Annotated in this window: 10 protein-coding genes; 3 read left to right on the top strand and 7 right to left on the bottom strand. The window is 46.2% G+C overall.

What is annotated here, in order from left to right:
* Positions 1–158 precede the first annotated feature (158 nt).
* Positions 159–2,204 (bottom strand): thioredoxin domain-containing protein, encoded by a 2,046-nt coding sequence (locus tag NIES208_RS17835; RefSeq protein WP_075894339.1) that lies wholly within the window; start codon positions 2,202–2,204, stop codon positions 159–161.
* Between the two features lie 165 nt (positions 2,205–2,369).
* On the opposite strand from NIES208_RS17835, the gene NIES208_RS17830 reads away from it, so the two are divergent.
* The 3 genes from NIES208_RS17830 (at position 2,370) to NIES208_RS17820 (ending at position 5,168) form a co-directional block, all read left to right on the top strand.
* Positions 2,370–3,800, top strand: a complete 1,431-nt coding sequence (locus NIES208_RS17830; RefSeq protein ID WP_171971807.1) for a TonB family protein — start codon at positions 2,370–2,372, stop codon at positions 3,798–3,800.
* 123 nt (positions 3,801–3,923) lie between these two features.
* Complete coding sequence (locus tag NIES208_RS17825; RefSeq protein ID WP_075894337.1) at positions 3,924–4,721, top strand: DNA adenine methylase; 798 nt, start codon at positions 3,924–3,926, stop codon at positions 4,719–4,721.
* A 3-nt stretch (positions 4,722–4,724) separates the two neighbouring features.
* On the top strand, positions 4,725–5,168 hold the full coding sequence (locus NIES208_RS17820; protein ID WP_075894336.1) for a PD-(D/E)XK nuclease superfamily protein: 444 nt from the start codon (positions 4,725–4,727) through the stop codon (positions 5,166–5,168).
* 92 nt (positions 5,169–5,260) lie between these two features.
* Here NIES208_RS17820 and NIES208_RS17815 read toward each other — a convergent pair whose 3' ends face one another.
* From NIES208_RS17815 to NIES208_RS17790, 6 genes are all read right to left on the bottom strand, one after another.
* Positions 5,261–6,736, bottom strand: coding sequence for a leucyl aminopeptidase (locus tag NIES208_RS17815; protein ID WP_075894335.1), 1,476 nt, complete (start codon positions 6,734–6,736; stop codon positions 5,261–5,263).
* A 73-nt stretch (positions 6,737–6,809) separates the two neighbouring features.
* The gene (locus NIES208_RS17810; RefSeq protein WP_075894334.1) at positions 6,810–7,589 is read right to left on the bottom strand and encodes a Uma2 family endonuclease; all 780 of its coding nucleotides are present in this window, start codon (positions 7,587–7,589) and stop codon (positions 6,810–6,812) included.
* 104 nt (positions 7,590–7,693) lie between these two features.
* Positions 7,694–7,909 (bottom strand): DUF3750 domain-containing protein, encoded by a 216-nt coding sequence (locus tag NIES208_RS17805; RefSeq protein ID WP_225875348.1) that lies wholly within the window; start codon positions 7,907–7,909, stop codon positions 7,694–7,696.
* Between the two features lie 54 nt (positions 7,910–7,963).
* Positions 7,964–8,707, bottom strand: a complete 744-nt coding sequence (locus NIES208_RS17800) for an SDR family NAD(P)-dependent oxidoreductase (protein WP_075894333.1) — start codon at positions 8,705–8,707, stop codon at positions 7,964–7,966.
* 8 nt (positions 8,708–8,715) lie between these two features.
* Positions 8,716–10,017: an FAD-binding oxidoreductase gene (locus tag NIES208_RS17795; RefSeq protein ID WP_075894332.1), complete on the bottom strand. Its 1,302-nt coding sequence runs from the start codon at positions 10,015–10,017 to the stop codon at positions 8,716–8,718.
* 2 nt (positions 10,018–10,019) lie between these two features.
* Positions 10,020–11,975 carry a UbiA family prenyltransferase gene (locus NIES208_RS17790; protein ID WP_075894331.1) on the bottom strand — a complete coding sequence of 652 codons (1,956 nt, stop codon included), beginning with the start codon at positions 11,973–11,975 and terminating at the stop codon, positions 10,020–10,022.
* Positions 11,976–12,204: the final 229 nt, after the last annotated feature.

Raw genomic sequence — 12,204 nt, 5'->3', positions numbered from 1 at the left:
CCAACGAAAATTTGCGTTTTTTGACCCCTAGGATTGTTTGGATAAAACATCTCCCTATCTCTCGCTCTCTTATTCGCCGCGTCGTATTGCCGAGCACCCTTAAGCAAAACTCAGGTTAAGTTAATACAGATTAAACCGACTGCCAGGCTGAATGGGGTTCAAGTGCGCATCATGCTTGCAGTGATGGCGTGGTGGAGCTGCTCGTCCGTTTGGCTGGGAGCGAGACAGTGTAGGCCTTGGCAAACTAGGGCAATACTGTCCTTGGGGAGTTCGGCAGTGGGTTTCAGTACGGTTGTTTGGAGATAGGTTTGGGTCAGGGCCTTCAGGCGATCGCCATCGCTTTTGACCAGGGTGCAGTGGCGGAACCAATCTAGAGCGGCGATCAGGGAGGGAGCTTGCTGGGGGGATTTATCGAATACGGTGGTAAAGGCTTGTAAAGTTTGCTCTGCTTTGTCGAGGTAGGCAAGGTCTGCGGTGAGGAGAAACAGACGCATTAAATTCATAACAGCAACACCATTGGCTGAGGGGGTTGCATTATCTTGATAGCTCCGTTCTTGTACGAGCAGTTCTGTGGCTTCGGTATTGTTGAAGTAGCCCTTCGTTTCTACTGACCAGAGCTTGGCATCAAACTCTGACTGGAGGGCGATCGCCTGATGGAGCCAGTGGGTTTCAGTTGGATTATTTGCCTGTAAATCTAGCAGCGCCTTAATCAAAAATGCATAGTCTTCTGATTGGGCAATGCCGTCGGGTTCTCCGCCAAAATTTAAACGATAAAGCTGTCCCTCTTGCCACTGGGTTTTCAGGATGAAATTAGTGCAGTTTACCGCCAAATCCCAAGCTTTTTCTAACCCTAAGACACCATAAATTCTCGCTAAACCAGAAATCATCAAGGCATTCCACGCCACGATGAGTTTCATGTCGGTCACTGCCGGAATTCTGCCCGGCCAATCGGTATGTTTCGCTTCGTCGTTATCGCGGGCTGGTGGGAAGGTTTCAAGGGATCGGCGATCGCCGCCATATCGTTCCGTAAAAAGTTGGTCGAGGGCGGCCTGCAAATGGTCAGAAATTTCAGTAGAAGCGCGACGTTTTAGAACGATTTTCCCCTCAAAATTACCGTCTGGTTCAATGAAAAAATGAGTTTGTAATTCTTGAAAGGCTGCTGCCGATAACTGTGTTTGTAATTCATCAAAATTCCACACATAAAAGGCTCCTTCCTCCGGCTCTCCAGGGCCAGCATCAAGGAAACTATCTGCATCCTGCGCTGCATAAAAATAACCAGCGGGGGCTGTCATTTCCCGACTGAGCCAAGCCACGGTTCCTTCAAGGGCGGTTTTAAAGGCGGGTTCTGTTGTCCCATTTGCCCAGAGATTGGCGAGAAACTCGGTAATTTGCCCATTGTCGTAGAGCATTTTCTCGAAGTGGGGCACTGTCCAGTTTGGATCGACCGTATAGCGATGAAATCCACCGCCGACATGGTCGTAGATGCCGCCGAGGGCAAGATCAAGGCCTCGTTTTTTTGTGATGGCGCTGCCGTCATATTTTGTATTTTCTGTAAAACGACTACCCAGTAGGGCGATCGCCGCGTAGGGAATCATGGGGAAACTAGGGCCGTGGGAAGTGCGCCCAACAATGCCGGTGCAAGCCTCAATGCACTTTTCGAGGAGGCTTTGGTCAAGGGCGAGATCAACACGAGGCAACTTCGCGGAGCGGTCTAAAATCGTAAAAATTTCTTCTTTAATTTCCTCCAGACGTTCTGGCTCTTCGTCATAGAAACGGCGAATGGCACTCAATACATCAAGAAAACTAGGGCGATTGTAGCGGGGACTGAGGGGAAAATAAGTACCGCCATAAAACGGGACTAAATCATCGGGTGTCAGAAAAATATTTAAGGGCCAACCGCCTTGGCCAGTCATTAGTTGCAAAGCCTGCATATAGATACTGTCAATATCCGGGCGTTCTTCGCGGTCCACTTTGATCGGCACAAAGTTGGCATTGAGATAATCGGCGATCGCCTGATTTGAAAAAGCTTCCCCTTCCATCACCGTGCACCAATGGCAGGAAGAATAACCAATCGAGAGGAAAACCGGCTTATTTTCAGCTTTCGCCTTGGCAAGGGCTTCATCACACCAATACCACCAATCAATGGGATTTTCAGCATGTTTACGGAGATAGAGACTTTTGGTTTCTGCCAAGCGGTTGGTCATATAGGCGGCCTTTTTTTTAGCGAAATCTTGAGAGTTTATGTGACCTGATTGTAACGAATCACGGTTCTGCCAAAGTTTAAAATCAATCCGCTAAAATCGAACATGTGCCTATGGCATTCGGTCTATTTGCTTGATGATTTTCTGTGCCATAGTAGGATTTTTTTAATGACGAATATATCTTTTTCCCATTCCACGACAAAAGTTACCCAGAGCCTGAAGGTGATGGGAAATTATGCCCGTCATCCCTACGGTATTGCCATTATCGGTTCCGTTGCGCTCCATCTCGTTGCGGCGATCGCCCTACCCAGTTGGTCAGAGGCAGACGATACCGCCTCAGAAGGTCGCCAAGAAATCGTGCGATTAGTAGATCTGCCCGCCGATGTGCAAAATCGCTTACCGACCAATGCGCCGCCCATTGACCTATCGGTCTTTGAAAATAACCCGAATTTTAATATTGACCTATCGGCTGTGCCCCAGTTCGATGCCCGCGGTAATTCGACTGGTTTAGAAGGTGGTTTTGAATTTTCACAAGGCACAAATAATCTTCCTGTCCCGGGTGCACCAAGTTTTGGGCAAACTAATTTTTCCTTTGTGCCCATTAGTCCACCACCGATTAACAGTACTTTTTCTGGATTTGCGCCGCCGCCGCCCTCGGTGATCAATGGTTTTTTGCCGCCCCCCCCAAATGTTCCCAATTCGGCAAATACAACAATTTTTGGGGAAGAAACCCTAACAACGCCTAATTTTGTTTCCGGCGATGGCAACAAGCAGGTTTTTTCTGTTAATCCCGGCATGCCACAACCGTCCCTTTCACTGTTAGAACGGCAACGGCAGCTAGAAGAGGAGGCGGCGATCGCCCTTTCCCCAAGAAATTCTTCACCGACAGATCCAAGCATTAGCTTTAGCGCAGAATTACTCCAGCCCCGAGATCTCAGTAGCCCCAGCAATCCGGCAGCCCTGTTACCCCGCTCCCAATCATCAGCAAATACCGACCAAACCGCCGCCAATACCGCCACCGTCACCCGCTCAATTACAGGGAATTATCCGAGGGGAGCTTGTTCATCCCAAGCGAGTGGCACAGCCAGCTATAACGTTGTCGTCACCCCCAGCGGTGTACCCAGTCAATGGAGTTTGAATGGTAGTTCTGGCTCCAATGCTCTAGATAATCAGGCAAGCAACGATATTCGCAACGCCCGTTTTGACGGCAATAATCGTAACTATCTCGTCAATGTCAGTTACCGTTATCAGCCATCATTTTGTGCCGCCTTCCAGCAGCCAGCCCCTAGCAATAGCACTCCCCCATCGCCTACGCCAGCGCAACCCAAACCGACTCCCCAAAATAGTACTAACAATGGCAGTGGCGATCGCCAAACCACCGAAATCCCCGTCACCCAGCCAGCAACCCCCAAGCCAGCAGCCCCTACGCCAGCCCCAGCGCCAGCTCCCAAGCCTACTCCAATAGAAACACAGCCCATCACCCCAATTACACCAGCACCACCACCGCAACCCCAACCGACGATCAACATTCCCGCTGAGCCTCTGCGCGTTAATTCAGAATCTTCCTCCGAAACACCTCCCTCAGACACGCCTGAATAAACAAGCGATTCGTTCGAAAATTTCAACAAGGCCAGATCACCTCGCCACCCAACTAGCACCATGCTTAAGCTGGTTCTACTGTACTTAATGCGTCATAATGAAGAGCCTTTAATTGTCTGAGCAATGGTCAATCCAGAAAACTTAAAACCTCCCCTCAAATGGGCTGGCGGTAAGCGTTGGCTTGTGCCGATTCTGCAAGATATTTGGCAAGACTACAAGGATGATTATCAGCTGATTGAACCCTTCTGTGGTGGGTTGGCGATCGCCCTTGGATTAGCACCCCAAAAAGCCATTCTCAATGACGTAAATCCCCATCTAATCAACTTTTACCGCTGGCTAAAAAAGGGATTAATTTGCAAAATAGAAATGGCCAATAATGAAGATATTTACTATAAAAACCGAGACCGATTTAACGAACTAATTTCCACAAAAAAATGGCGCAATAAAGAAGCAGCAGCACTATTTTATTATTTAAATCGTACGGGATTTAATGGTCTGTGTCGCTTTAATCAAAAAGGCGGCTTTAATGTTCCCTTCGGAAGCTATAAAAAAATCAACTATCGACAAGATTTTACTAACTATCAATGCACCTTCAAGCACTGGCAATTCACACTGGGAGATTTTGAAAAAATCACCATTGGCAAACAAAGTTTTATTTACGCCGATCCGCCCTATGATGTAGACTTTCGACAATATTCAGCAGGTGGATTTAGCTGGGAAGATCAAGTCCGTCTCGCAAAATGGCTCCAACAGCAAACTCAGCCTGTCGTCGCTTCAAACCAAGCTACAGAAAGGATCATAGAGCTATATCGCAATTTGGGATTCACAACCCGGACCCTAAAAGCACCAAGACGAATCTCCTGCAACGGCGATCGCACGCCGGCCATGGAAATGTTGGCTTTAAAAAATATTGAGAAATAGTTTATGGCTCGCGATACTAGTACAGGAAAAGTCTTTGAGCAAACGGTTTTGCCAGCCTTAGAACATGCTAATTACCGTTATCGAAAACAAGTGTATATTGGCCGCAAACCGAATGGGCGAAAACATATTGTTGACCTAGTTATTTATAAAGGCGATCGCTCTAAAATTTTAGTATCAAAAAAATGGCAACAAGCCAATGGCACAGCTGAGGAAAAAATCCCCTTTGAAGTAATCATGCTTGCTCGTGCCTGTAAACAGTACGGTTATCAATCTGCTTATTTAGTTCTCGGTGGTACGGAGGATAATCATCGCTTAGGGACAACTGGTTGGACATTAAGGGAGTGGTATTTATCAGGAGAGCTATCTCGATGGATTACTGATGAAAATCTCGTAAAAATTGTTGGTTTTGAAAATTTTCTTGCCTGTATTAATCGCCATAATATTTAACTTGGGCACAGAAATAAAGGGGCAAATGATGATGTATAAATCAGTCACATTTCCCCCTCAAATATTTAAGTTTTAAACTCACAATCGATACACTAGCTCAAAACCCAATGGACAAGGGTACGAACGGGGAAACCTGTACCACCTTTGCTGTAGATATCGGCTTCTTTTTCAGACCAGGCAGGCCCTGCGATATCGAGGTGCACCCAAGGTGTGTCATTGATAAATTCCTTAAGAAATAAAGCGGCGGAGATGGAACCGCCAGCCCGTGCACCAGTATTTTTCATATCGGCGATGGGAGATTTAAGGCTTTCAAAGTATGCGGATTCGAGGGGCATCTTCCAGAATTTTTCACCGGCTTTATCGGACGCGGCAGTAATGGCATCGGCTAGCTCATCGTCACCCCATAGGCCACAGATATCGTCGCCAAGGGCAATGACACAGGCTCCGGTTAGGGTGGCAATGTCGACGATCGCCTCGACATCAAGTTTTTCGGCGTAAACCAATGCGTCGGCTAGGGTTAAACGACCTTCTGCGTCGGTATTGTTGACCTCAATGGTTTTGCCGTTAGAGGCTGTGAGGATATCACCGGGGCGCAAACCACTGCCACTAATCATGTTTTCGGTAGCGGCACTAATAAAATGAACTTCCACATCGGGCTTTAGTGCGGCGATCGCCTTGGCAGCGCCAAAGGTTGCAGCCGCGCCACCCATGTCCATTTTCATCATGGCGATGCTGGGGCCAGAGGGTTTGATATTGTAGCCACCGGAATCGAAGGTTAGACCTTTACCGACGATCGCCACTTTTTTGCGGGGAGTACCTTCGGGTTTGTAAACAAGGTGAATAAATTGGGGGGGATGATCCGTTGCCTCTGCCACGCCAAGGTAAGCTCCCATATTCTGCGCTTCACATTCCGCTTGCCCCAATACAGTCAACTCAAGGCCATATTCGTCAGCCAGTTCTTTGACCGATGCCACAAGGGTTACAGGATTAATGACATTGGCAGGAGAATTCACTAATTCACGGGCATGAATTGTACCTTCGCACAGGGTAGTGCCGAGGGCGATCGCCGCACTTTGGTCACCGATTTCGAGAATGTCTACAGTTTCAAGGGCAGGTTCTTCGATATCATCACCGGACTTGTAACGGTTGTCGGTATAGAGTCCCAAGGTAATTCCTTCGGTAATCATCTGGGCTGTCGTTGCCGCATCTTCTGACACAGGAAGATTAACAGCCAAGGTTGCAATCTTTTTGTCAGACTTCACAGCATGGGCGATCGCCGCCGCTGTGGAACGAACTGCTTTGCTGTCCCATTTGTCTTCATCACCGAGACCAACCAATAATACTTTTTTAATTGCCGCACTGCCCCCAATACGATTGAGAGAAGTGCTACCGGATTTACCCTTAAACTCTGTTTCAGCCAAAATTTCGGCTACAGCACCAGATAATTTACGATCTAGCGCCCCCAAAGATTCTGGCAGACTAATGACTTCTTCACTGCTAAAAAAGCCGAGGGCGATCGCATCCCCAGACCAATCCGCCGCCGCTTGGGCAATCCCTTGAATTTTCATACTATTTTTTTCGTCTAATACAACTGTTTTTTAGTGTGACACTTCCCTAAAAACTTTCCAAGGTAAAAAGCTTTTATTCAGGTATTTCTAAGCCTTGCTCTGTCAAAAATCGCTTGAGTTTTATTAATTTGTCTTCTGCTTGATCAGCCCGTTGTCGTTCCTGTTCCAATCGTTGTTGTTCCAGCGCAATTTTTTCTGCACCCCAAAGCAATAATTCACCATCAGGTTGCCACCACCGCAACCAGAATGCCTCTTGTTCCAAGCGTTTGCCTTGCCAAATCCCCAACTCTAAATTCAGTGGTTCAAGGAAATAGCGTCCCGCTTGGTTCGGCTCTTGTTTTTCGTAAATGCCCTCAGTATTGAGCTGGCGTACTTCTAAATTTGCTGTGGCTGGATCAAAGATTACATAAATCGGAGCTTGAAGGATGCGCTCATAAAACCACATCTTGCCATAGGGAAAAGCCGGTCGAATCGAATATTCGGCGGTGTCTTCTTCAGATAGAAATTCCATCACAATTTCTGGAACTTTGCCATCACGGTGAGGCGTGTAGCGACGACGAATTTCCATATCAGGTAACGGTGCTGCCTGACTGACAAAGAACCAATCTGGCGCTTTAAGAACCGTTTTGCCATCGATACGGACGGCGATCGCCATATTGGAGGCAATCATAATCTCTGGCTGAACCAGACCTGCTAAATCAAGGGATTCTGTTAAAGCGGCGGCAAGGAATGGTTGCAGAATACTTTCCACAGGGTCATCAGGTATTGGGTAATCTTCGGGTAAACGAATCCATTCAACTTTGGGGGGTTGGCGCGTCGGTGCAGTATAGGAGTTGGATTGCAATTGAACCATGATATTGCCAGCCTGTGGTATTCACTCAAGTACCCTGTCCCGATTATAAACAGACTTCTAATTCGTCTAAAGGATTCGATCAATATAGGGCAGACATCTCTAAATTAATGCCAAAAAATTCGTCGATAATCTTGCCCGATCGCCTTCGGAATGACGGGAAAATCGATTTCAGCCTGATGGAGAATCCAGCGGACATAGGTATTGCTATTGGGCCCCGGCACATAGCGATAGAGGTAGTTGTGGGGATATCTTTCGGGGCTGGCTTTAAGGATAGTTGCGAGGGTTATGGCAGTTTGGTCTGTCCAGGTGGCGATCGCCACTTTTTTTGTGAGGGAATAATTTTTTTTGATGACAAAGAAACGCGAGTTATCACCTTAAATATTTAATTTGTTGAAAATTGGTGCTGGCAAATTACGAATAATCGCCATAATTAATTGCCATTTTGTCGGAGAATAAACGACTGGAGAACCTTTGGCTATAGCGTTGACTATTTGCGCCGCAACCGTTTCTACAGAAGCGAGTTTTGCGCCTTCAGCCTTTAGATGAGCAGTCATCGGTGTATCTGTTGGCCCCGGTTTAACCAGCGTAACCCTTAGATTTGTACCGGCAAAACGATGTTGTAAACCTTGGGCATAGCGGTCTACTAGTCCTTTTGCTGAGCCATAAACATAATTTGATTTTCTGCCTCGATCGCCAGCAACAGAGCCAATAATGGCGATCGCCCCTTGATTGACTTTTTCCATTTGGTCAGCAAAAGCCTCGGCGAAGAGAACAGGGGAAATCGCATTAATCTCCAGAGCATTACGGCATTCTGCAAGATTTTCTTGGCAATCACTTTGGGTCGGGAGATAGCCATGGGCAATTAAAACAATATCGACAGGTGCTGCGCTCCAAAGACTTTCGACAGTACTCTTAACGGCTGCCGCATCAAGGAAATCACTTTCTAAGATCTGAATCTCAGATTCGGGACTGCGTACCTTTAGGTCATTGGCGACCCGCGCTAGGCGTTCCTCACTACGACCGACTAATACTAAATTTGCCGGTTCTACTTGCACCCATAGTCGGGCACAGTTTTCGGCGATCGCCGATGTCGCACCAATAATAGCGATTCGTTTCATAGTTTGTCTTAACTCCCGATTAGTCGGCGTGATAAAGCTGAACTGATACCCACATCTCGATATGTGAGAAATTCTGACAAATTTGGATAACTTCGCTCAAATAGCTCCCGCGTTAAGCGAGCATCTTTCGCTAGGTAAATTCGGCCACCCGCTTCATGGACAATATTGTCGAGACGTTTAAACAGTGCATGGGTGCGATCGCCTTTATTTGGAAAATCTAGGGCGAGGGTTACTCCCCCTTGGGGAAAACTCATCATACCGACGGCTGGGCGATCGCCAAAAGTTTTTAAAACAGCGAGAAAAGACCCTTCCCCAAAAGACTTAATTTCGTCGAGCATGGCGGCAGTGGCATCCCGCTGGTACTGAGGCGGCACAACACTTTGGTACTGGAAAAATCCCTGAGAACCATACATCCGATTCCATTTCAAAATATTATCGAGGGGATAAAAAAAAGGTTCATAGTGAGTAATAGCTTGCCCTTGCTTTTGTTTTTGCAGATTGTAATAGGCGAAATTAAAAGGTTTAAGCGTGAGTTGATTGACCAAAGAAACAGGCGGCACAAAGGGCATGCTCAACTTGCGGGGTTGAGGTAAAGATCGCTCAATATTTTTGGCATGATTACCGCGAATAAAAATGCCACGACTTTTACTGCCGGACAAACAATCAATCCAAGACACTGTGTAGTCCCAATCCGCTTCAGATTGGTCTGCGAGTTCAAAAAATTCATCCAGACTATCATAGGGAATCGTTTCAGTATTAAACCAAGGGCCATCAACGGCCAAAAGCTGAATTTCTACTTCGATCATCACACCCGTCAGACCAAAGCCTCCGACTGTTGCAGCAAAAAGTTTTGGTTCTAGGCTAGGGCTACATTCAATAATCTCTCCATCTGTACGCACCATTTTCAAACGGCGTACATGTTCCCCGAGAGTACCCGCCGCATGGTGATTTTTGCCATGGACATCGTTGGCGATCGCCCCACCAAGCGTTGCATATTGAGTCCCCGGCGTAACTGGCAAAATCCAGCCCCGAGGAACTGCTAACTGCTGAATCTCCTTTAACAACAGACCCGGCTCACAGATCAAAATCCCTGTTTGAGTATCAAAATGAACAAAACGATTGAGCCCCCTTGTTTGCCATAATGTTCGGTGGGGATTCAGACAAATATCACCATAGCTACGGCCATTACCGTAGGCAATACCTTTTTGCCCAGTATTCTGCAAATCATGGCTAACTTTATCCGGAGCAGACAACCGAATGACTTGATGGGGATCGGCGCTTAACAGACCCCAAGAAGAAACTGATTCCATGATTATTTCTCCTGTGAAGCTGGGGATTTATCAACAAAAACAAAGCGTTTATCCAGACTATATTTCAAGGTATAACCTGCCATCAAACCGATAACGCCTCCCAAGTATCGCATTGCGTCCGTATGGAAAAGCCAATGAAAAAGATATTCTGTCCCCCAAAATAAAGCCGTTGTAAACAGACTCATAAAGGCATAAAGGAAAAATAAATTGCTGTCGTGAGCCAAGTTTTTCGCTTTAAATTTAAAAATGTATAGTTTATCCAAAATGTATTTAATCGGTAAACCTACGGCTGTACCGGCAAGGATCGATAGCGTCACAGCATAGGAGCCGGTGTAAATGGTGATGACTAAAGCTTGAGTGCCAATATTGGCAGTCGTGGCGATAATCGCAAAAAGCCCATACAGTGCAGCAATTTGGAATCCAGCAGAGTTTCTATTTGCCTTCCTCAACAGGTGGCCGGAAAGATACACAACGGTGGCGATCGCCACCAAAACACCAACCATTGATAGGCCGAGTATCAGTTGATTGCCCCCAAACCGTGCCACCCCAAAAACTGCAAGGAAACTAAATAACGTCACCCAGCTCGCTTTGTCCTTAAGGGCAAAAACAATGGGGTCATCATGCATATGTCCCCTATGGGTAATCAACCAAATCCGGGAAACCCAATACAACATCAAAGGGCAAGCAAACCAAATTAATTTAGGGGAAGCATAGGTATTGATCGTGTTGGGGTCTTGGATGTAGAGGGCTAAAACCAAAATCGACATGTAAGCACTTGTAATCCCCATGGTGGAGACCAGCTCTAAATCATCTTGAGAGTAGCCCCGCCCCCGTAATTTTTTGCCTTTATTTTTTTTCTTAGCCGCATAAAGCTCACTAAAACGCTTTACAAAAGCAAGGGATAAAAACACAAACATCGAAAATGCCAAAAGCCAAAAGGATGGCACAATCCCCGTTGCTGCAGCTCCGGCGATAATCCTCAGAGTGTATAAAGCAGCCAATGAAATGACATCGACTAAAGGACGGCGTTTGAGAAATAGAGAATAGGTCAGTGTCAGAGAATAGTAGGCACCAAGCGCAAGCATAAATGCTGGGGGCAAAAGAAGAAATGCGAGTAGAAAAGCTATCCCCAATAAACAAGGCCAAATTAGCCAGCCATCTAATAGCGAAATTGCGCCAGAGGCAAAGGGTCTTTTGCGCTTACGGTGGTGGTGGCGATCATCATTTACATCGATTAAATCATTGAGAAGATAGACACTCGATGCCGTCAGACTAAACATGGCAAAGGCCATTGCTACTGCTATGACGAGGCTTAAGTCGCCGTATAAATGAGAACCTAGTAGTGGTAGAAATAACAGAACATTTTTGACCCATTGGTAGGGTCTCAGGGCTTTAGCGAGACTCGCTAAATAACTTTTTTGCCGAGATTGAAAGACATCAATAACGTTGCATTGCTGTTGTACTTTTTTGATAAAAGACTCTGAGGAACTAACAATGTACGCTTCTTCGGCAGATTGCCATACGGGTAAATCCGCTTCGCAGTCGCCTATGTAGTCAAAGCCTTTTTCGCCAAATTTTTCAACGAGTAAATTGCGTTTTTTAGTTCCTTTTAAGTTGAGATTGTCATTTGTCGCAAAGACAGCATCGAAAATTTGTAAATGTTCGGCGATCGCCTCAACGAGCTTATGGTGACTGGCGGTTGCTAAAACAATTGTTCGACCAGACTCCGCTTTTTCGCTTCGTAGCCATCTCAGTAAGTCTTCGTTATAGGGCAGTGATTCGACGTGAATGTTGTATTTTGCCGCTAAAGCTGACTTTAAATAGGCTTTGCTTTTGCTCGCCCAAGCAATGAGATTGAAAATTTGAAAAGGAGATTTTGCGATGTGATGATTAGCTGACTCATAGAGTAAATCAGTCCTAATTAATGTGCCATCTAAATCAACAACGAGAGGTCTCATAGAACTAAGGAAGATTTACTGAGTTGATATAGCGAGCTAAGGACCTTCATTTCAGATATTTTGCGTTACAGGTATTTTAAGCAGGCTATTAATACTTAATTAATAGCTTAGATAGTGTAAGCGATCGCAGATGCTTTTACTTATACCCTACAGTTGTTGAAAATGTGTGGTTAGTAACGTGAGTTTTGCTTAAGCATGCTCGGAAGTACGACGCGGTGAATGGGAGAGC

The sequence above is a fragment of the [Limnothrix rosea] IAM M-220 genome (assembly GCF_001904615.1).
Lineage (GTDB): Bacteria > Cyanobacteriota > Cyanobacteriia > Cyanobacteriales > MRBY01 > MRBY01.
This window is presented reverse-complemented; position numbering and strand designations above follow the sequence as displayed.

Coding starts and splice junctions, on each gene's coding strand:
- NIES208_RS17825 (WP_075894337.1), top strand. CDS start 3,924: ATGGTCAATCCAGAAAACTTAAAACCTCCCCTCAAATGGGCTGGCGGT.
- NIES208_RS17815 (WP_075894335.1), bottom strand. CDS start 6,736: ATGAAAATTCAAGGGATTGCCCAAGCGGCGGCGGATTGGTCTGGGGAT.
- NIES208_RS17830 (WP_171971807.1), top strand. CDS start 2,370: ATGACGAATATATCTTTTTCCCATTCCACGACAAAAGTTACCCAGAGC.
- NIES208_RS17810 (WP_075894334.1), bottom strand. CDS start 7,589: ATGGTTCAATTGCAATCCAACTCCTATACTGCACCGACGCGCCAACCC.
- NIES208_RS17800 (WP_075894333.1), bottom strand. CDS start 8,707: ATGAAACGAATCGCTATTATTGGTGCGACATCGGCGATCGCCGAAAAC.
- NIES208_RS17790 (WP_075894331.1), bottom strand. CDS start 11,975: ATGAGACCTCTCGTTGTTGATTTAGATGGCACATTAATTAGGACTGAT.
- NIES208_RS17820 (WP_075894336.1), top strand. CDS start 4,725: ATGGCTCGCGATACTAGTACAGGAAAAGTCTTTGAGCAAACGGTTTTG.
- NIES208_RS17795 (WP_075894332.1), bottom strand. CDS start 10,017: ATGGAATCAGTTTCTTCTTGGGGTCTGTTAAGCGCCGATCCCCATCAA.
- NIES208_RS17835 (WP_075894339.1), bottom strand. CDS start 2,204: ATGACCAACCGCTTGGCAGAAACCAAAAGTCTCTATCTCCGTAAACAT.